An 18614-nucleotide genomic window follows, 5' to 3' on the forward strand; every position below is an offset into this window, starting at 1 on the left:
GCATTCTTGGGAAGAACCACCTGCAGGAACGCACCAACCGCACCGGACGCCATGCGGAATCGCCACTCGCAGGTGATCCGTCGAGCATGAGAAGAGGTAGATGACGTGTCAGAGAAGACCGCATCCCCCCGTGCCCACAAGACAGCACTCATCAGCCCGAACTCAGCCAGCGAGCGCCCAGCCACCATTCGTGATGTCGCTGCGCACGCCGGAGTCTCGCACCAGACCGTGGCCCGGTTCCTCAAAGGCGACCCGAGCGTCAAGAAACCCGCCCGTGAGCGAATCAAAGCCGCCATCGACCAACTCAACTACCGAACCAACAAGACCGCGCAGTCTCTCAAGACCGGCAAGACCAACACCGTCGGGCTGTTCATCCTGGAAATCGACGACCCCGGGCCAGCCCGCACGGTCAAGGGCGCCATTCGCGCCGCGCGCAAAGCCGGATACGTACTGGACACCATCGCGCTGGACACCGGGGACGCAGACGAGATCGACGCGGTACTCGAATCCATCCGGCACCAGCACCTCGATGCGATCCTCTCGCTGGACTACACCGATCAGATGGCCCGCGCCCTTCGGGAGGCAGACTTACCAATCCCACTCATGATGAGTGACGCCGTGGCAGGAATGAGCGACGAACTGATTGCAGATGCACCCGCAGCCGGCGTATCGTTCGTGGTCGATCACCTGGCGGAGTTGGGCCACGAACGACTGCTCCACGTCGCCGGCCCCGAAACCTGGCCAGCAGCCCGCCGACGATCTCGCGCATTCACCCAGGCTGTCGAGGCACGTGGACTGGATTCCGCAGGCATCGTGCATGGCGACTGGACAGCCCGCTCCGGGTTCGAGGCGATCAACGGGTTGGGGTCTGAACTCGATTTCACTGCCGTGGTATCCGCCAACGACCGCATGGCCCTTGGCGCGATCCGAGCATTGAACCTACGAGGCCTGCGCGTTCCTGAAGACATCAGTGTGACCGGAATCGACGACATGCCCGATGTGGCATACACCTCGCCGCCCCTGACCACTCTCCGCGTTGACTTCGAACAGGCAGGACACGACTCCTTCCTGTCACTGCTCGCGACCCTCAAGGGCGAACCGGTCCCCGAGATTCCACTCGTGCCTGCACCGCTCGTGGTACGCGGTTCTACGGGACCGCGCACAACGAAGCAGTTATGACTGGAACCACCTAGCCGTCTCGTCGTCAATCACAACCGATGGGCCGAAATCGGCCCAGACACCCTCATACAAACTATGCACCCGGACCCATCTCAACCCATCGAGAGTAAGCAAAGTAAATGACTCAGCCGTGAGACCCCCATAAGGGATTACCCGTGAAAACCGGACACAACAAAAACGAGGACCCCCGCCAGTGGGAATCCTCGTTCTTTATATGAAGTTTAAGTGCGGCCACGTTCTACTCTCCCACACCCTCCCGAGTGCAGTACCATCGACGCTGGTGAGCTTAGCTACCGGGTTCGGAATGGGACCGGGCGTTTCCTCACCGCTGTGATGGCCGCAGAATTAAGTTAACTACACCCACACCCCAAAAGCCAATCCTGCGACAGTAACCTCCATCACTTCGCTCACGCACCCACGGGCTACATATCATTGCACCTATGCGCGTACCAGTGGAACTAGCGGCGATCGTGGGTCTACCTACGCTCAATCGCGGTAAGGAATATGCGCAAAGCGGACGCACAACGGTCACGCAGGCAGTACATACACCCCGGCAGAAGAGTCCGTACGGTGACGGGACGTCCTACTTTCCCGCGTCCACCTGGCTTGTTGGGAGGTCTAGGGGCTCTGGCGGAAACCGTTACCGCACTGAGGTTGAGTACGAGATCAGCCAGCACGATGTCATCAAGAAGGTATCGGGCAATTGCACCTGCCCGGTCGGCTACAACTGCAAGCATGCAGTTTCGCTGCTGCTGACCCACCTTGACGCGGAGGGTCGCACGGCCCGAACATCCGTGCCGGAGGCGGCTGCTGGTTCTGATTGGCTGGACACTCTTGGAAAGATCTTCGCTCCGGCTGAACCGTTTGCCCAGATCGCATTGGCTGTCGAGTTTGAACCAGCCCGGACAGTCCGACCATCGCCGTACCCGCAGAACCGCTATCAGCGCGACTACGGTTCACAGGGTGCCGTACGTATGCGTCCGGTCAGCAAGGGCAAGAAGGACACCTGGATCAGAACCGGCGTGACCTGGGGAAAACTTCTTCGTGGTGAGGCTCAGGGATTGGATCCGAAGCAGGTGCATGCGCTCGTTGATCTGTTTCTGCTCCATGAGGCCAGCGCCGCAACGCCCGGCACTGGGCAGTCGGTCGATCTGCGGCTGTTTCGGGGCGCAACGGTGTGGCCGGCTTTGTATGCTATCCGCGATGCCGGTATTCCCATCCTTGAGGAGGGTACCTGGAATCCTGTCACGTTCGAGCAGGTCAAGGCGCGCGCGGAGATCGTGATCACACGGGATCCAGCGGCCGAGAATCTCACGGTCAAGGCCGAACTCCAACATCCCTCACTTGTTCCTGACTGCACCCCGCTGCGGATCGGCCACCCGTTCCACGGCCTAGCGTGGCGCACGGACGGCACGATGCATGTGGCCCAGTTGGAGGAACCGGCGTCGGAGCAGTGGCGTCGCCTCGAAGAACAGTCTGAGGGCGTAACAGTCCCTGCAACAGCGCGTAAATCCTTTGAGGAACAGGTTTTCCCCCGCATTGCGCGCGTCAGTTGGTCCTCACCCGATGCCAGCTTCACTCCTCCGCCACCACCCGTTGACGCGCTACATCTCACGGTCGGTTTCCGGCCGCGAGTGGGCGAGCAGGAGGGTCGGCCTCCGCATGCGATTCTGCACTGGTCGTGGATTGCCGACGATATGGCAGCCGACCTACTTCGTTCCGATTTCGAGGCGCTTGAGTTGGGTGTTCCGCGACCTTCGGTCACGGTTGATCTGCAACGTGTTGGGCAGCGGCAGTGGACCGAGCGGTTGATCCCGTTTTCGTGGGAGCCGACCGAGAAGTTCGTGAAGGATGCTTCGCGGCTGGCCAAGGTTGGAGAGGTTTTCAAGGACTTTCCGACTGCTTTGGATGATTCTCCAGGCGCGGCGACAGCGGCACATGATTTGGCTCGCGAACTTGGTCAGGGTGGAGGTGCTGAGGTTGCTGGCGCAGTCCCGGGTTCCAGTGCGAACGCCGGTACGGGTCGTGGCGGCGAGTCCGGCGCAGTCAACACGACCGATGAGGAACGTGCAGAGTTTCAGTTCCCACGCCACGTGTCCCAGTTGCGCGGCCTCGATGCGGTGCACTTCGCAGAGCAGTTACTACCCCGTGTGCAGGAACTCGGAGTGGAGGTCCGAGTGGTTGGTGAGATCCCGAACTTCCGCGAAGAGTCAGCGCCCTCCATTCAACTCGATGCAGCACCCGGCGAGGGTGGCACCCGCGACTGGCTCGACCTCAATCTGACCATGAAGGTGGGCGAGCACAAGATCCCGATGCCCACCATCTTGACCGCGCTGACCCGCAAGGAGAAGGTGCTGTTCTTGGTGTCGGGCGAGTACGTGCGACTCGACAACCCGGAACTAGAGCGGCTACGGGAGCTTCTTGAAGAGGCACTGGAACTGACCAACCCGAAGCGCAAGGGCCTCCGTGTCCCGCAGGTGCGGCTGTCGTGGTGGGAGGACCTGTTCACACTCGCCATTGTGGAGAAGTCTGCGGACTCATGGCTGAGCGCGCTTCAGAATGCAATCGCACGCCCACCCGAGCCTGCTCCGCTTCCGTCAGGGCTTACCGCCGAACTGCGTCCGTATCAGCGCGAGGGCTTTGAGTGGCTGTCGCGCTTGCGCAGGTCCAGCCTCGGTGGGGTTTTGGCCGATGACATGGGACTCGGCAAGACCGTGCAGACTCTGGCGATGATTCAGGACGAGCGCGAAAACCCACACCCGTACTCCGCCGATGTCTCCGTTGGTGCGTCTGATGCACCCGGCGCTTTGGGCGCGCCTCCTGCACCCGAGTTGACGCCGACCGAGCTACGCGAACCAATCGACGATCCCCAACCCAAATCCGATCCCGACAACCGTGGGCCTTGGCTTGTCATCGCTCCAACCTCCGTGGTCGCGAACTGGGCCGCCGAGGCCCGGAAGTTCACGCCGAACCTGAACGTTGTGGTTGTGGATTCGACTGCTAAAAAACGCGGCACCCCACTTGCCGAGGTCGCTGCGGGTGCGGATATCGTCGTCACGTCGTACACCCTGCTGCGCCTTGAACAGGATGAGTACGCTGCACTTAGCCCAGTTGGCCTTGTTCTCGACGAGGCCCAGCAGGCCAAGAACCCTGCGTCCAAGACATTCAGTGCGATCCTGACAGTCAAAGCACCAACGGTATTCGCGATTACCGGAACGCCGATGGAGAACAACTTGGGCGAGTTGTGGGCGATGTTCGCGCTGACCGCGCCTGGACTCTTGGGCAATGCGCAGCAGTTTCGCGACAAGATCCAGCGCCCCATCGAAAGGGGGGCGGTGGACACGAGTGCGCAGTTCTCGACCCTGCGCCGCCGGATTGCCCCGTTCCTACTGCGCCGCACCAAGGAACTCGTGGCAAGCGAGCTGCCTGCGAAACAGGAACAGATCATCCAAGTCGAGCTGGCCCCTGCGCACCGGCGGCTCTATGACCGGCAGTTGCAGCGCGAACGCCAGCGGGTATTGCATCTTGCCGAGGACATCGAGCACAACCAGGTCGAGGTGTTGAGCGCTTTGACTCGTTTGCGGCAGATGTCGATTGATCCAGCGCTCGTGGATACCGGGGCGTCCGCTCCATCATCCAAGTTGGATGTGCTGCTTCCGCTACTTGAGGAGGCAACGCAGGAGGGGCACCGCACGCTCGTGTTCAGCCAGTTCACCACGTATCTGCGCATGATCGCGGCGCGGTTGGACGCTGCGGGCGTGAAGTACTCCTACCTCGACGGATCCACGACCAACCGGCGCAAGGTGATCGATGGTTTCGCCGATGGCGACGATCCGGTCTTCCTCATCAGCCTCAAGGCCGGTGGCGTGGGCCTCAACCTCACGATGGCCGACTACGTCATCATCTGCGACCCGTGGTGGAACCCCGCCGTCGAGGCACAGGCCGTAGACCGCACGCACCGCATCGGCCAGACCCGTTCTGTGCACGTGTACCGCCTGGTTTCGCAGGACACAATCGAGGAAAAGGTGCTCGCTTTGCAGGACGCAAAGCGGCAACTGGTTGCTGAGGTTCTGCTTAGCGACGATCCTCCCGCCTCCCAGACCACGGCCTCTGCTGGCAGCGGCTCGGCTGAGGAGGTTGAGGGTTCCGTTGTTGCCGCGGATACTGCGGATGCCAAGGGCACGGGCGTTTCGGCCGGTACTGGTGTTGCCCGTACGCCACGAGCGGTTGGTGGCTCTCGGCTTTCCGCCGAAGACCTGCACATGCTCCTCAGCTAAACTCAATACTGTTCAGTTAGTGGTGAGGATGGTGTGAGCAGCTAGCGTGTTGGATTGTGGCCAGTGTACGTGCTGTCCGCGCTTTGCGGCCCATTCGAGGACTTTAAGTTTCACGACGCGTGGGTTCGCGCGAGGCTACCTACGTGGGTTGAGGTTGCGGTCCATCCAGTCGATCGCGCGGCGCCAAAGCACATCGGCTTGTTCAGGCTATTGAGAGGGAAAGAGCCCTGCGTGACAGTGCAGCGGACCGTCCGGAGGGTCTTGACGAACGACACTCTGTCGGGATCGTGGCCCAAATGCGTAGCAGTATCGGCCATCACAGTGCGGACCACGTAGTGACAGCACCGGTGACCCCAGATCTCCTGCTGCCCCAGATCAGGAGTCTTTTCAGCGCAGCACCGCCCGCGGGCCGCGCTGATGCGTCTTGAACTCATCGAAGATCGACTCGATCTCCCACCGCTGCACGTATGCGGCAGCGAGAGCGTCGGCGGGGGCTTCGTCCGGCTTCAGGAGCCGGTATTCCTCGGGATTGTCGCGTCAGTCGTCGATCTGGTAATCGATGACGCGGACCGTGATCGGGTCGCCCTCTCGCCACCTGGCAGCTAGCACCTGGGGACGACCCGACGCGGTGATAACCTCATCGACCACATCCGCAGGGAACACGCGCCTCCGTAGCCCAACCGACACTAAATCCGACAACCGCCGATCCGAAACCGGCTTCTTCCATCCAGAACGAGGCATACCGCCAATGCCGCCAAACTCCTTAACTGAACAGTATTGCCCCTAGACCAAGTCCAGCAGCCGGGAATGGGTGCGTCCGTGCTGTTCACGAGTCAGGTCAACCGTCCCGGTCAACTCCTTGGGTTCACACATGCGCAGGCCACGGTGGTGCAAGATGTGCTCTGCGACGCCCAAGTCACCACCCAGACCGTCGGCGAACCTCGCGCAGCGACTAGGTTCGGGACTGCTCTGCGAACGTGCCACGCGGGCACCCAGGATCAGGGCAGCACCATACCACTGGAGCGCGACCCGCACGGCGCCGTGCGAGACATCGTGCAACCCCCGAACTCGCCACCCACGACCTGAAGCGACGACCCCACAGTCCGGGCAGCTCGTCAGGTGCCACGGAGTCGAGCCCCTCACCTTCATGACCGCGCCCCACCGATCAACATCCTCGACCCCGGACACCGTCCAAGCCCAACAGGGCATCGCAGCGAGAGCAGGATCAGCAGTGGTGGGCGCATCAGCGCACCCCATAGCATGAAACACATTGACATCCTTGAGATCGATCAGGCAGTTCGGTCGCTTCTGATCCTCGGGGACCTGGACCAACTCACACTTCACCGCGCGGGCCGTGCTCCCTACCGGATCGGCGAAGAACTGGCTAACCCGTTAGCGTCGAAGTGCTCGCGGCACTGGCGCGCGTGCGTCACTTTTAGGCTGATTCCCGGACGCGCAATACGAGGGGAACGTTCCGGACTGTGCCTCGAGCGGAGTCGACGCCGAACGACATGGTGGCCTGGATTGCATCGATTGCGTAGCGGGCAAGTTCTTCCTTGTCGACGTTCAGGGTCGTGAGCTCAGGTGTGATCAGTTCCCCGATCTCTAGGCCGTCGATACCGATCACCGCGACTTGCCCGGGTACGGCGACCCCCTGGCGTGACAGTTCCTTGATGACTCCCAACGCCATTGCGTCATTGTAGACGAGGATCGCGTCAAGGTCTGGATAGCCAGCGAGCAGTCGGCCTGCTGCTCCCTCGCCCCCTCGGTAGGTTTCGGTGGCCGCGGCTTCGGAGCGAGCGTCGCGGTGTAGTCCGAGTTCGTCTAGTCTCGTCCGGAATGTGTCGTGTCGCAACGAGCCCGGAAACTGTGTGGAGGTGATCATGCCGATGTGCCGCCGTCCGCGGCTAACAAGGTGGGCTATCGCGTCGCGCACCCCCGTGATGTGGTCGACCTCCACTACCGCGTCGACCGCTGTGGCGTCGTCCCCGTCGATCATGACGGTCGGGATCCCGAGGAGTCCGCCTCGTAGGTCATCGATCGGGATCATGCCGACTGTGCCGCCTCGACACCCCGTGAGGACTAAGGCGTCAATCCGAGGTAGGAGTGCTTGCACCTGTGCGCGCGAACGAACTTCGTCGTCGGCTAGGTCGGCCAGGATGACGTTCCACCCGTGTTCGGCGGCCGCGCGGGTCAGCGCCGATGCAAGTTCGGCGTAGTACGGGTTCTTGAAGTTGTCGACTAGGAATCCGACCGCCACACCTCCGCCGCGCACGAGTGCCTGAGCGGCCCTGTTGGGCCGGTATCGGAGGCGCCGCGCGGACTCAAGAACCCGGGCACGAGTCGCCTCGCTCACATCAGCCATGTCATTCAGGGCACGTGTCACCGTTTGTCGCGACACTCCGGCGTCACGCGCCACGTCGATGATCGTGGTGTGTTTCGGGGGGGTTGCCATGTGGTTATTCTAGCGCTACCGTTAGGACCGTGAACGTTCACGGTTCGACCACGGGAAGACTCCCTCGAAGGTCAATTATGCGCGCGCCGTGCTCCCTTGGATCGGCTCGGATCGGCAAGCGAGCCGTTCACATCCTTCTGAGCCGTTTTCCCAAGAAAGAAAGGTGTGTCCGATGGTCGCAGTTGCAGGCGTCCCGTTCCCTTTGGAGCTCTCCGAGCAGTGGGAATGGACGATCGGAGAGCATGGGGTCTCCGCAGTCGCAAAGCCTCACAGTGATGTCTTCATCGACCCGAGCGGCGATGGGAGTGTTGCGCCCTCGAATTTGTCTGCCGTCCGCCTCATGGGGCAAGCCCCGGACGGCGACTTTATCTTCAGCGCACGGGTTGAGGTCGGTTTCGCGTCCACCTTCGATGCCGGGGTGCTGATGCTGTGGCTCAACGAAAAGAACTGGGCCAAACTCTGTTTTGAGTATTCGCCCCAGGGTCAGCCGATGGTGGTCTCTGTTGTCGCACGCGACGTCGCTGACGACGCGAATGGCATGCTTATATCTGACAATCACGTCTGGCTGAGAATCGCCCGCAAGGGTGCAATTTGGACATTCCACTCTTCGACCGACGGTGTCTCTTGGTCTTTCGCCCGGGCGTTCGTGCTAGATATTCCCGACACCCAACCCCACATCGGTTTCGAGGTGCAGAGCCCGATGGGCCCCGGGTGTCCGGTGGAGTTCACTGACGTCGTATTCGAGCAGCGCTCGCTCGACCAGCTCCGCAACGGGAGCTAAGCCGAACAGATTGTCGCCACGACGTCTCTCACTACGATCGCGCCATCGCCCGCCGCTTCGGCGGCCCGAGTAAACCGACCCCCACTCCTTGAGGCTCCCAATGTCTGTTAAGCACGTCCCCTCTTCCACGGTCAGGCACACCCGCAGCCACGAACCATCGCACACCCGGATTCGGGTCGCGCTGTCTGCTGCTTTCATGCTGACTGGCCTTGGCATGGCCACATGGGTGTCGAGAACGCCTGCGATAAGAGACGCTCTGGAGGCTTCCACTGCCGAGATGGGGCTCATCATCGCGGGTTTGTCGGTGGGATCGATGATCGGGATCGCCGTTGGTGGAGTGCTGGTAGCGCGCCGGGGCGCTCGTTTCGTGATTGCCATGGGTATGCTCCTGCTTTTGACCGGGCTTGCCGTCATCGCAACTGGCACGATGCTCGCTGAGGGATGGGTCGTGACCGGCGGACTGGCCTTCTTCGGTGCGGGGATGGGATCGGGGGAGATCGGGCAGAACATCGAGGCAGTCGAACTCGAGGTCAAGGTCCAGCGCAGCATCGTTCCGGGCTTGCATGGGTTCTACAGCCTCGGCGTCTTCGTTGGCGGGATGATCGGCCTGGCAGCGAACGCTCTTGTTGTGCCGGCCCCGACGCATCTGGCGGCCATGCTCTTGATGGGGCTTGCAGCAACGCTGTGGCTTGTCAGGCAGCTTCCCGCTGACACCGGGGCAAACGTCCCGTCTAAGTCGGGCGCACCCATAAAGAGTCCCCGCGGCTGGCTGGACTCACGGCTGCTTGCTCTCGTCGCAATCATCTTGGGGATGGCTCTGGCCGAGGGATCCGCCAATGACTGGCTTCCCTTGATTGTCGTCGACGGATTTGGTCAAGCCGCCACCACCGGGGCTGTTGTCTATGCGTTCTTCGGGCTAACGATGGCGATCGGCCGTTTTGCCGGAGGTGCCATCATCGACAGGTTCGGGCGGGCGCCCGTTATGCGTTCCAGCATCATCACAGCCGCTGTCGGAATTATCATCGTCATCACCGCACCTAACGTCCTCGTTGGCGCTCTCGGCGTCCTGCTTTGGGGCGTGGGTGCCTCTCTCGGGTTTCCTGTGGCACTGTCGTCGGCGGGCGATGACCCAGTTCATGCCGCGCGCCGCGCCAGCCTCGTGGCTACCGCAGGCTATGCCGCCTTCCTTATCGGCCCGCCAGTGCTGGGGTTCCTAGGCGAGCATTTCGGGATTCGGAATGCACTACTGGTCGTCCTCGCCGCCGTCCTCACGTCGCTGATCTTCGCGGGCGCGGTTAAACCGCGCGTCCAACAGCCTCGTATCTGAAAAATAGACCGAATACATCACTAGAAAAGAGGTCCACCATATCCATCATCCCTCAGTGCGAGGTCCTCGTCTTGGGCGCAAGCGGAAAAGTCGGCTCGCTGGTCGCGAACAAGCTTGAAGCGGAAGGGCACCTCGTGAGGAGAGCCTCGCGATCAAGCTCGGTTCCCTTTGACTGGAACGATCGAACGACATGGCCACAGGTGATCTCAGGCGTGGACGCCGTATTCTTCCTTCCGACTGAAACGCTCAACCTCGAAGATCGATCTGCATTCGTGGCTGTTGCCAAAGACGAGGGCGTAAAGCGGATCGTCCAACTGTCGGTGCGCGGACTGAGCAGGGAGGGCGAGCACCGCCCGACCGAGCAGGCAGTCACGCGGTCCGGCCTTCAGTGGACACTCTTGAGACCCTGCTGATTTGCACAAGACTTCTCCGCGCCAGAGTACTTCCTCGACGGAGTGCGAGCGGGAGTTGTTGCTACGCCCGCCGGCAATGGCCGGGAACCCTTCATCCATGCGGAAGACATAGCTGAGGTCGCTGTCGCGGCTCTGACGTCGTCAGACCACCATGGCAAGGCCTACGACCTCTCGGGTCCCGACCTTCTCTCTTTTGGAGAAGCGCTCGAGATCATCAGCGATGCTGTGGGGCGAAAGATCAAGCACGTGAAGGCAACGGTTGCAGAGTCCGCCGCGGCTCTGGAGCGGGGCGGTCACCCATCGGAGGCGGCCATTGCAGTCGCGCAGTACCTTCGCGAAATCTCGAACGGATCGGACGCGTTCCTGAGCGGTGGCGTCCAGGAGGCCCTTGGAAAGAAGCCCCGCTCCTTCGTCGAATACGCACAAGAGACAGCTGCGACCGGTATCTGGTCCTGACGGATCCTGCATCGTACGCTGATTTGATTCGCAAAGAAGCGCCGACCAAATCCGGGCGCCATATCTTCCTCTCTGCTACCCGGGAGTTACTGCGGTTGCGCGGCGTGATGATTTCCCCTGGCCCGCACCAGAGGGAGAGTGATCACGTACCCTCCTCAAGCGCAGGTTTCCTACCTTGGCATATCTAGCTTCAACGTACCGCTACCCATCACTTCTCATGCTTTCTCCTACGAATCAAAAGAATGGTCAACCCACGGCTTCCATTTTCCATGTCTCCCCGCACGGCTCCGACGAGTCCATCGGCACGGAGGCAAGTCCGCTTCGCACGATCTCTCGTGCATCGATGCTCGCGCACGCGGGGGACACCATCCTCGTCCATGAGGGCGAGTACCGTGAATGGGTCAAGCCTGCACGGGGAGGCTTGAGTGAGGATCGGCGCATCACCTATGCTGCCGCAGCTGGAGAGCGCGTCGTCATCAAGGGCTCGGAGAGAATCTCAGGTTGGGAGCAACTCGGGGACGGGGGTCTGGACGGCCCGTGTGCCAAACACACTGTTTGGCGACTTCAACCCCTACTCGTGCATCGTCGAGGGCGACTGGGTCGTGTGCCCCGAGGTGGGCGATCCTCCGCGCCATCTAGGCGAGGTCTACTTGAACGGACGCAGCCTCTACGAAGCCCCCAACCTCAGTTCCCTGAACAACCCCACGCCCCGTACCGAGATCGTCGACGATTGGATCGGCGTCACCGTCCCCGTTCGCGACCCCGAGCAGACACGCTACCTCTGGTACGCCAAAGTCGACTCCGAGAACACCACCATCTGGGCCAACTTTCATGACGCAGACCCGAACGTAGAACTCGTCGAAATCAACGTCCGCCGCTCCATCTTCTACCCTGCCGTACACCACCTGAACTACATCACTGTCCGCGGCTTCGAGATGGCGCACGCCGCAACACCTTGGGCGCCTCCTACTGCGGATCAGCCCGGCCTTATCGGACCCAACTGGGCTAAGGGCTGGATCATCGAAGACAACACTATCCACGACGCCAAATGCTCAGCAATCTCCCTCGGCAAGGAAGCTTCCACCGGGGACAACTACGCACACCAGCGAGGCGACAAACCCGGCTACCAATACCAGCTCGAGTCCGTGTTCGCTGCCCGCCATGTCGGCTGGGACCGTGAGCACATCGGCTCGCACATCGTGCGCCGCAACACTATCTTCGACTGCGGCCAGAACGCCGTCGTTGGTCACCTCGGATGCGCCTTCTCCCGCATCGAGGATAACCACATCTACAACATCGCCCTCAAGCGCGAGTTCTACGGCCACGAAATCGCCGGCATCAAGCTCCACGCCGCCATCGACACAACCATCGAGCACAACCGTATCCACGACACCTCCCTTGGTATCTGGCTCGACTGGCAGACGCAGGGCACGCGCGTCACACGCAACCTGCTCTACCGCAACAACCGTGACCTGTTCATCGAGGTCTCCAACGGCCCACACCTGGTCGACCACAACGTCCTCGCCTCACCCGCCTCACTCGAGGTCGCGAGTCAGGGCGGTGTCTTCGTCAACAACCTCATCTGTGGAAGTGTTCGCGTCGAGCCCATCATGGACCGCGCCACCCCGTACCGCCTCCCGCACAGCACCCAAGTCGCCGGGTACACCACCATCAGCGGCGGAGACGACCGTTATATCGGCAACATCTTCCTCGCCGACAACCTCAACAGGTCGTATGCCCTCACCAGCCACCAAAGCCCGCCTCGGAGCCTGGGTAGCCCTCGGCGCGGCGGCCCTTGCCGGGACCGGGGTTGCGTGGGTCAACTTCCTTCTCGGCGTGGGCGAACAGTTATAGGCGCGGATTCGAAGGCAGGTTTTCGAGCGACCTTGTCAGTGTGAGTCAGTTGCCGAAAAGTGCGGAGAGGATGTCGGTGGAGTCTCCGTCATCGATGTGTTTCGCGAGGGTCGCGATTGCCTTCCACAGTCGTTGCTGTTCGGTGAGGCTTTCATCGACCCTGATTCGTTCGACTTTTGCCGTTAGTGGCATTAGCGGTTCTCCGTGGTGTGTTCGTCGACCTCGGCTATCACGAGGACGTTGCCGGACGGGTCGCGTACCTGCAGTGAGCGGCTTCCCCTCTCACCGGTGATCGGCGCGACGAGCGGGGTGTCGAGCTCACCGAGCCGCGCGGCGGCGGCGTCGATGTCTGTGCTGTACAGCACGAGCGCCGGCTCTTGCCGCGTGTGGGGGTGATCGGTGGGAAACAGCCACACGCCCGGGTCGCTCATGTCCCCGGGGCCGACATGCACGGATCGGAACCCGGGGAAGAGTTCCTGGTCGAACAGGACGCGGAAGCCGAAGCAGCTGACGTACCAGTCGATGGCGGCGGCGAGGTCGGTAACAGGGAGAACGGCTCTGCCGATACGGATCATGGGCGCAGCATCCTTTATCTCGTAAGGGTGGTCAGATGGTGGGTGAGGATCGCGACGGCACGGTCGCCCGCGTCTGGGGTCGATGCCCAGAGCGCGTGAATCGCGAGTCCATCCAGAAGCCCGTGGAGACGCTCGGCCTCGACATCCAGGTCCATATCAGCGGGTAAGGGGCTGGTCCGGTCAAGTTCTGTCAGAACCCGTTGGCACAACGAGCGCACGGCGCGGTGCAGCTGGGTCACGTGCTGAGTGAGGCTGGGATCGGTCAGGGCGAGAGAGCCGAACTGGAGTTGGACGATGAGTTCGGTGCGCCGGGTGGTGTCCAGCGGCAGCAGTTCGGTCAACATCGCCAGCGCGAGCCCTGTCCCCTCGCCGGTCAATGCCCGGATGCGTGCGCCGGCATCGCTGCGTATCCGGTCAAGACAGAACCGACGCAGTGCCTCTTGGGTAGGAAATGCGCGCCGTAGTGAGGCTGTGGCGATGCCCGCCTCCTCCGCCACGCGACGCACCGACAGCGCCGCAAGCCCGTCGCGGGTGAGGACCCGCCACGCGGCGTCGCCGATGTCACGCTCGCGCTGCGCATGGTCGATCAGTCGTGGCATCCGGTCACCCCCTCGCGTCGGCCGAGACCTTCTTGGGCCACAGTGTGTAGCTGATGGCCCAGAGCAGCTCAACCCCCACGATCACCCCAAGAATCGGGAAGAACGCGTCAAGTTCAGCGGTGCGCTCGGGCGCTGCGACGATCCAGATGAGGCCGTACAGGATCGCCGCTGCGATGCCCGCGGCGAGGGTCGTGCGTGCAACATCCTTCCAGCAGGCGAGCGCGTACGCCATGCCGCCGAGTGTCGGCCGGGGCGGTGCACCGCGGAAGCGGACGGCGAACTTCGCATCCGCCCAGGAGATCATGCGACGCCCATACGCGATGGACACACCGATATAGAGGGCGGCCAAGCCGTGATGCCACGACGCAGTGCCGCCCCCGATCAGATCGACCGCGACCAGCACGAGTAACACCACATCGATCACCGGAGCCGCGACCAACAACACAGAGCCCAGGCGTGGCCGACCCGCAAGATACCGCGCGGCAAGTCCCGCAATGATCGCGACCCAGAACCCGACCTCGCACGCGATGATGGCGAGCAGAATCACGGGTGAGCTTTCATGAATGAGTCACAATGCATGGTACTCATATTAGCACGAGCGTGCTAATATGAGTACCGATCGCGCATCGGCGCGGAAATCTTGGTGTGGAGTGTGACGATTGCGTGCACGGCGACGGTCGCGAAACAATGATTGGATGCCTGCTCAGCCTCCACCGGACGGCATCCCTCCCCAGCGTTTACGAATCGTCGGAGTCTCGGGCTCCGGCAAGTCTCATCTGGCGCAGGCGGTGGCCGCACGTATGGGTCTTCCCCGATTGGATCTGGACGCCGTGTTCTGGGATGCAGAGTGGACCTATCGTGACTTAGACGAAGCGCACCACATCATCCGAGAATTCGTCACAGAGCATCCGGACGGTTGGGTCAGCGATGGTGGGTGGGTGAATCGCCTCGATGGCCTGCTCGACCCGGGAACGCCGAACGGTGCCGATACGTTCGTATGGCTCGATCATCCCCGACGCACGGTGATGCGTCGTGTGATCCTCCGGACTCTGCGACGAGCGGTCACCCGCGAGGAACTGTGGCACGGTAACCGGGAGAACCCATTGACTTGGTTGAGGTGGGATCCGCACCGCAACATCATCCGATGGGCATGGGTCAATCATGCGGTAACCCGCCGCCGCATGCGGGTGCTCATTTCCGAGGGGGTGCCAGTGATCCGGTTGTGCGGGCAGCGCGAGGTCAACAAATGGCTCGCTTCGTTGCCGGTGAGGCCCGTCGATGGGGACGACACCTGCACCTGAACCTGAACCCAGCCGAACCGCCCATGCACGCGCAGGCCCGGATCAGTGCACGAACACGTCACGGTCAGTGTGACACCAGATGCGCCCGCTCCACCCCGCCCCGGTCGAGCTCGTCACGCACGGCCGCGGCCGCAGCGCTCAGCGAGAACCCTTCACCGTCAGCGTCGGTGAGCCCGGCGAACCGTTCGATGCGCTGCTCGATCCGCACCTTCACGCCGCAGCGCTGGCTTACGAGGCCAGGCTGCGTGCGGGGGAGGATGTCAAACCTGCGGACGTCGCAAGTTTGAACATCGACTATTGGGTGGAGCTAAGGGGATTCGAACCCCTGACCTTCTCATTGCGAACGAGACGCGCTACCAACTGCGCCATAGCCCCGATACGGTTCGCGCACCGCAACCCACTGCCAGCGCGGAACCGATATATCTAGTTGTATCGCCCGAACAGTACTGGAACCTGGGACCAAGCACCTAGAGACGGGTGCATCACCCACATTTCCTCACGAACGTTGCTCACAATACATAATCACCGAATACGATCGGTCCAGAGCTTGCACACCTCGCTAGGAGCCAGTCACCACGCGATCTAGTGCCTCACGATGGTTTTCTACGTAGGCGATATCCGTCAGGTACAGGTCAAGGTGTCCTGCCTCGATTTGATCGGCAAAGTTGGCATCATGTTCAGCGGCCTCGCGCATGAAATCCACGAGAGCGCGTAGACGCGGCACGACAGCGTTCATGGCGTCTGCCCGCAGTTCGCGGGTACACTCGTAGGCGTCCAAAAACCGTCGAGCGCGAGAGGCCTGCATCTCGATGTCCCCGAATCCGTCAGGATTCTCTGGGGCCGTGAGCGGTGCAAACCGGTAAAGCGCATAGGCCAGATCCCATGAACGCGGACCCGGCCGCGCCATGTCGAAGTCGATGAGCGCTACCGCTTGGCCATCGCGGAACACACAGTTGTACGGAGCGAAGTCCGAGTGGCAGATAACCTCAACCGGCTCCAAAGCCGTTTGCTGCCACCCCTCATCAAGGTCTGCAACACAGTGCATCGTCGCGTCGTGGAATCCCCGCAGCAGTTTCGCAGCCGACACCAACGCCTCCACGCTCCGCACTTCATCGGTCAGGGGATAGTTCCCAACCGCACCCTCCACGAAGTCCAAGATTTCGCGTCCCTGCTCGTCGTATCCATGAGCTGCGGGAACACCCGTGAAGCCTTGCGCCCGAACAGCGGCCAATAGCAAGTGCACGGTTGGAGTCCACGGATGAACTGGACGCCGCACAGTATCGTCAACCCGCACGACAACGTTGACTCCACCACCCTCAAGAGTCTCCTCGCTCGGCCCAGCACCAAAAACCTCGCGATCCTCAAACCGATCATGCGCCATAGCAAACGACTCCTAACCCAAATCCTGGTTGTCCACCCACGACCGAGACAACAGGACTTCCGGGATCGCCATCGTTCCATCGGAACAACACGAGATGCCAGAGACCAGGACTCTTGCGCGAAGGATCAATGAGCCCATTTGCCCCGGCTTCCACGAGACGGTCACGAACCTTCCACGACGACGGGGTACCGCCAGACCGGACAATGTCCTGCCAGGGCGCAATCGCATCCGGCAGATCGACACCAAATTCGGCGAGAGCGGAATCATCGCGAAGATCGACAACCCCAGTCGCCTCAACCGTGACCTCAACGATGTCGAGCGAAGAGGACCGACCATCCCTGTGCGCGATCATCGCGGCTTCAACGCCTTCAACGGATGAACTGAGGTAGAGCGTTGGTTCGCCTGGCCGTGAGTAACGCCCAGCAGACCGGGACCCTGAAATCGCAGCCTCACGGAACCGCGGATCAATTGCGCGATAGAAGACACCTCGGATGACCGGGGCGGACCCGAACCGTTCACCTCTCGCCTGCTTCACGCGATTCTCCTATCCACAACTGTTAACCCACACCTGTGCATGCCACCGCCACACCCAACTCGTCAAACAGCGAACACGCCCACCAAATACACCAGCCAACGCACCTCAATCACCCCACAAGTCGCCGCAATGCCTCCGTCGCCAAGCCGCGGCGTTCCTCACTGCTCAGCCCAGCCAGTTCAGGGTCCACGTCCAACGCCCGGTGGATGCTCAACCCCTCCACGAGCGCATCGATCAGCCGGGCCGTCAGGGGATCGAAGTGCCGTTCAAACGCCGCCCGGCTTCGAGACATCCACGCATGCGTGACCTCGCGATACTTCGGATCGCGTGCCGCGAGCGCATACAGTTCATGCGTCAAGACGAGTTCATCGGGATCGGTCAGCACATCGTTGTTGATCAGATTGGCGACGATTCCCACCGCCTCCTCCCGGCTCACCGCCGCGCTCAACGCGGCTTGGAAGCGGTCGGACATCTCCTGCGCGAAACGGGTGAACACCTCGAAGATGAGTTCGTCGCGCCCGGTGAAGTGGTAGGTCATGGACCCGAGCGGAACCTTGGCGAGTGCCGCCACCTTGCGGTGGCTGACACCGTCGACGCCTTCGGCGGCGATCAGTTCTCGCGCCGCCGCGATGATTCGTTCCCTGCGATCTGGGTCGCTCGCTCTCGTCACCCGCCCGTCGCCCATGACTACCCCACCGCCAACTCGGCGCCGTCCGACGCAGCGTCACCCGGCCCAACACGATCAGACTCAGCAGAATCGGGCTCAGCAGAACCAGCACCAGAACCGGCAGCACCCACCACATCGGGATGCGTGGCCAGCCGAGGATCGAACCCTTCCTCGCTAAGCTCCTTGATCACGCGCGCAGGATTCCCTACAGCCACGACGTTCGCGGGCAGGTCTTTCGTGACCACCGAACCCGCGCCGACCACGGTGTTCTCGCCGATCGTGACGCCTGGGCAGACGATGACGCCGCCGCCGAGCCACACGTTGTCCTTGATGGTGATGGGCTTGGCGCTCTCGAGTTTGTCGCGTCGCGGGGTGGGCTGCAGCGGGTGCACGGGGGTGAGGAGTTGGACGTTCGGGCCGATCAGAACATCGTTTCCAATGGTTATCGGGGCGACGTCGAGGGCCACGAAGTTGAAGTTCACGAACGAGCGATCGCCCATGTGAATGTTGAATCCGAGGTCCACGGCAAGCGGCGGGCGTATGAATGAGTCCTTCCCGAGCGATCCCAGCAGATCCACGAGAACTTCGTGGGCGGCAGCCGGGTCTGTGCGGCTCAGTTCGAGGAAACGGTTCTGCAACTCGAACGCACGCTTGGTGGCGTTGGGAATCTCCTCGCCCTCGGCAACGTAGTAGTCGCCATCCATCATGCGCTGGTAGTTGGTGCGATCATCGCCCTCAAAGTAATCCATGTGTACGATCGTACACCCCTCCATAACTCGCCGCTCTTCACTGCCTAGTCAAAAATGGTCGTAAC

General features: G+C 61.9%; 19 protein-coding genes, 1 tRNA gene, 1 rRNA gene and 4 pseudogenes. 10 read left to right on the forward strand and 15 right to left on the reverse strand.

What is annotated here, in order from left to right; translation table 11 throughout:
* Nucleotides 1–105: 105 nt before the first annotated feature.
* Entirely contained in the window at nucleotides 106–1179 is a 1074-nt protein-coding gene (locus tag ACFSYH_RS07855; protein WP_377466330.1) for a LacI family DNA-binding transcriptional regulator, read from the forward strand.
* A 225-nt stretch (nucleotides 1180–1404) separates the two neighbouring features.
* On the opposite strand, the gene rrf is transcribed toward ACFSYH_RS07855, so the two are convergent.
* A 5S ribosomal RNA gene (gene rrf / locus ACFSYH_RS07860) occupies nucleotides 1405–1521 on the reverse strand.
* 98 nt (nucleotides 1522–1619) lie between these two features.
* On the opposite strand from rrf, the gene ACFSYH_RS07865 reads away from it, so the two are divergent.
* The gene (locus ACFSYH_RS07865; RefSeq protein ID WP_377466332.1) at nucleotides 1620–5456 is read left to right on the forward strand and encodes a DEAD/DEAH box helicase; all 3837 of its coding nucleotides are present in this window, start codon (nucleotides 1620–1622) and stop codon (nucleotides 5454–5456) included.
* 212 nt (nucleotides 5457–5668) lie between these two features.
* On the opposite strand, the pseudogene ACFSYH_RS07870 reads toward ACFSYH_RS07865, so the two are convergent.
* The 3 genes and pseudogenes from ACFSYH_RS07870 to ACFSYH_RS07880 form a co-directional block, all read right to left on the reverse strand.
* Nucleotides 5669–6059: pseudogene (locus tag ACFSYH_RS07870) on the reverse strand (IS4 family transposase); the annotation flags it as partial.
* A 180-nt stretch (nucleotides 6060–6239) separates the two neighbouring features.
* Entirely contained in the window at nucleotides 6240–6725 is a 486-nt protein-coding gene (locus ACFSYH_RS07875) for a hypothetical protein (protein WP_377466333.1), read from the reverse strand.
* Nucleotides 6726–6891: 166 nt separating this feature from the next.
* A complete protein-coding gene (locus tag ACFSYH_RS07880) occupies nucleotides 6892–7911 on the reverse strand; it encodes a LacI family DNA-binding transcriptional regulator (protein WP_377466334.1) in 1020 nt (339 codons plus the stop codon).
* 172 nt (nucleotides 7912–8083) lie between these two features.
* Between ACFSYH_RS07880 and ACFSYH_RS07885 the strand changes: the two genes are divergently transcribed.
* The 6 genes and pseudogenes from ACFSYH_RS07885 to ACFSYH_RS07910 all read left to right on the forward strand — a co-directional run.
* Complete coding sequence (locus tag ACFSYH_RS07885) at nucleotides 8084–8692, forward strand: DUF1349 domain-containing protein (RefSeq protein WP_377466335.1); 609 nt, start codon at nucleotides 8084–8086, stop codon at nucleotides 8690–8692.
* A gap of 100 nt (nucleotides 8693–8792) precedes the next feature.
* Nucleotides 8793–10019, forward strand: coding sequence for an MFS transporter (locus tag ACFSYH_RS07890; protein ID WP_377466336.1), 1227 nt, complete (start codon nucleotides 8793–8795; stop codon nucleotides 10017–10019).
* A 71-nt stretch (nucleotides 10020–10090) separates the two neighbouring features.
* Nucleotides 10091–10432, forward strand: a complete 342-nt coding sequence (locus ACFSYH_RS07895) for an SDR family oxidoreductase (protein WP_377466337.1) — start codon at nucleotides 10091–10093, stop codon at nucleotides 10430–10432.
* Nucleotides 10433–10474: 42 nt separating this feature from the next.
* Nucleotides 10475–10888: a hypothetical protein gene (locus tag ACFSYH_RS07900; RefSeq protein WP_377466338.1), complete on the forward strand. Its 414-nt coding sequence runs from the start codon at nucleotides 10475–10477 to the stop codon at nucleotides 10886–10888.
* A gap of 217 nt (nucleotides 10889–11105) precedes the next feature.
* Nucleotides 11106–11231, forward strand: a pseudogene (locus tag ACFSYH_RS07905) (hypothetical protein); the annotation flags it as partial.
* Between the two features lie 103 nt (nucleotides 11232–11334).
* Nucleotides 11335–12405, forward strand: a pseudogene (locus ACFSYH_RS07910) (right-handed parallel beta-helix repeat-containing protein); the annotation flags it as partial.
* 18 nt (nucleotides 12406–12423) lie between these two features.
* On the opposite strand, the gene ACFSYH_RS07915 reads toward ACFSYH_RS07910, so the two are convergent.
* On the reverse strand, nucleotides 12424–12639 hold the full coding sequence (locus ACFSYH_RS07915; RefSeq protein ID WP_377466339.1) for a hypothetical protein: 216 nt from the start codon (nucleotides 12637–12639) through the stop codon (nucleotides 12424–12426).
* On the opposite strand from ACFSYH_RS07915, the gene ACFSYH_RS07920 reads away from it, so the two are divergent.
* Nucleotides 12623–12742: a DUF6112 family protein gene (locus ACFSYH_RS07920; protein WP_377466340.1), complete on the forward strand. Its 120-nt coding sequence runs from the start codon at nucleotides 12623–12625 to the stop codon at nucleotides 12740–12742. The two genes, ACFSYH_RS07915 and ACFSYH_RS07920, sit on opposite strands and share 17 nt — an antisense overlap.
* Nucleotides 12743–12787: 45 nt before the next feature.
* Here the strand turns inward: ACFSYH_RS07920 and ACFSYH_RS07925 are convergent, their stop codons facing one another.
* From ACFSYH_RS07925 to ACFSYH_RS07940, 4 genes are read right to left on the reverse strand one after another with little or no spacing between them, the layout of a single operon-like run.
* Nucleotides 12788–12934 (reverse strand): hypothetical protein, encoded by a 147-nt coding sequence (locus ACFSYH_RS07925; protein ID WP_377466341.1) that lies wholly within the window; start codon nucleotides 12932–12934, stop codon nucleotides 12788–12790.
* On the reverse strand, nucleotides 12934–13317 hold the full coding sequence (locus ACFSYH_RS07930; protein ID WP_377466342.1) for a VOC family protein: 384 nt from the start codon (nucleotides 13315–13317) through the stop codon (nucleotides 12934–12936). The genes ACFSYH_RS07925 and ACFSYH_RS07930 overlap by 1 nt, the downstream gene beginning before the upstream one ends.
* Nucleotides 13318–13331: 14 nt before the next feature.
* A complete protein-coding gene (locus ACFSYH_RS07935; protein WP_377466343.1) occupies nucleotides 13332–13916 on the reverse strand; it encodes a TetR/AcrR family transcriptional regulator in 585 nt (194 codons plus the stop codon).
* Nucleotides 13917–13920: 4 nt separating this feature from the next.
* Nucleotides 13921–14463, reverse strand: a complete 543-nt coding sequence (locus ACFSYH_RS07940) for a hypothetical protein (RefSeq protein WP_377466344.1) — start codon at nucleotides 14461–14463, stop codon at nucleotides 13921–13923.
* 148 nt (nucleotides 14464–14611) lie between these two features.
* On the opposite strand from ACFSYH_RS07940, the gene ACFSYH_RS07945 reads away from it, so the two are divergent.
* A complete protein-coding gene (locus ACFSYH_RS07945) occupies nucleotides 14612–15217 on the forward strand; it encodes a toxin (RefSeq protein WP_377466345.1) in 606 nt (201 codons plus the stop codon).
* Between the two features lie 64 nt (nucleotides 15218–15281).
* Here the strand turns inward: ACFSYH_RS07945 and ACFSYH_RS07950 are convergent, their stop codons facing one another.
* The 6 genes and pseudogenes from ACFSYH_RS07950 to ACFSYH_RS07975 form a co-directional block, all read right to left on the reverse strand.
* Nucleotides 15282–15431, reverse strand: a complete 150-nt coding sequence (locus ACFSYH_RS07950) for a hypothetical protein (protein ID WP_377466346.1) — start codon at nucleotides 15429–15431, stop codon at nucleotides 15282–15284.
* An 88-nt stretch (nucleotides 15432–15519) separates the two neighbouring features.
* A tRNA-Ala gene (locus ACFSYH_RS07955) sits at nucleotides 15520–15592 on the reverse strand.
* Nucleotides 15593–15776: 184 nt separating this feature from the next.
* On the reverse strand, nucleotides 15777–16598 hold the full coding sequence (locus ACFSYH_RS07960) for a phosphotransferase enzyme family protein (protein WP_377466347.1): 822 nt from the start codon (nucleotides 16596–16598) through the stop codon (nucleotides 15777–15779).
* Nucleotides 16588–17133, reverse strand: coding sequence for an RES family NAD+ phosphorylase (locus ACFSYH_RS07965; protein WP_377466349.1), 546 nt, complete (start codon nucleotides 17131–17133; stop codon nucleotides 16588–16590). The genes ACFSYH_RS07960 and ACFSYH_RS07965 overlap by 11 nt, the downstream gene beginning before the upstream one ends.
* 109 nt (nucleotides 17134–17242) lie before the next feature.
* Entirely contained in the window at nucleotides 17243–17818 is a 576-nt protein-coding gene (locus ACFSYH_RS07970; RefSeq protein ID WP_377466350.1) for a TetR/AcrR family transcriptional regulator, read from the reverse strand.
* 155 nt (nucleotides 17819–17973) lie between these two features.
* A pseudogene (locus ACFSYH_RS07975) lies at nucleotides 17974–18549 on the reverse strand (sugar O-acetyltransferase); the annotation flags it as partial.
* Nucleotides 18550–18614 lie beyond the last annotated feature (65 nt).

It is taken from the genome of Populibacterium corticicola, from assembly GCF_042683685.1.
In the GTDB taxonomy this organism is placed as follows: Bacteria; Actinomycetota; Actinomycetes; order Actinomycetales; family Cellulomonadaceae; genus Timonella; species Timonella corticicola.

Bases quoted from the DNA above. Each gene is read 5' to 3' on its own strand.
- ACFSYH_RS07865 (WP_377466332.1), top strand. From the start codon at position 1,620: ATGCGCGTACCAGTGGAACTAGCGGCGATCGTGGGTCTACCTACGCTC.
- ACFSYH_RS07880 (WP_377466334.1), bottom strand. From the start codon at position 7,911: ATGGCAACCCCCCCGAAACACACCACGATCATCGACGTGGCGCGTGAC.
- ACFSYH_RS07885 (WP_377466335.1), top strand. From the start codon at position 8,084: ATGGTCGCAGTTGCAGGCGTCCCGTTCCCTTTGGAGCTCTCCGAGCAG.
- ACFSYH_RS07890 (WP_377466336.1), top strand. From the start codon at position 8,793: ATGTCTGTTAAGCACGTCCCCTCTTCCACGGTCAGGCACACCCGCAGC.
- ACFSYH_RS07920 (WP_377466340.1), top strand. From the start codon at position 12,623: ATGCCCTCACCAGCCACCAAAGCCCGCCTCGGAGCCTGGGTAGCCCTC.
- ACFSYH_RS07925 (WP_377466341.1), bottom strand. From the start codon at position 12,934: ATGCCACTAACGGCAAAAGTCGAACGAATCAGGGTCGATGAAAGCCTC.
- ACFSYH_RS07930 (WP_377466342.1), bottom strand. From the start codon at position 13,317: ATGATCCGTATCGGCAGAGCCGTTCTCCCTGTTACCGACCTCGCCGCC.
- ACFSYH_RS07935 (WP_377466343.1), bottom strand. From the start codon at position 13,916: ATGCCACGACTGATCGACCATGCGCAGCGCGAGCGTGACATCGGCGAC.
- ACFSYH_RS07945 (WP_377466345.1), top strand. From the start codon at position 14,612: ATGCCTGCTCAGCCTCCACCGGACGGCATCCCTCCCCAGCGTTTACGA.
- ACFSYH_RS07960 (WP_377466347.1), bottom strand. From the start codon at position 16,598: ATGGCGCATGATCGGTTTGAGGATCGCGAGGTTTTTGGTGCTGGGCCG.
- ACFSYH_RS07970 (WP_377466350.1), bottom strand. From the start codon at position 17,818: ATGGGCGACGGGCGGGTGACGAGAGCGAGCGACCCAGATCGCAGGGAA.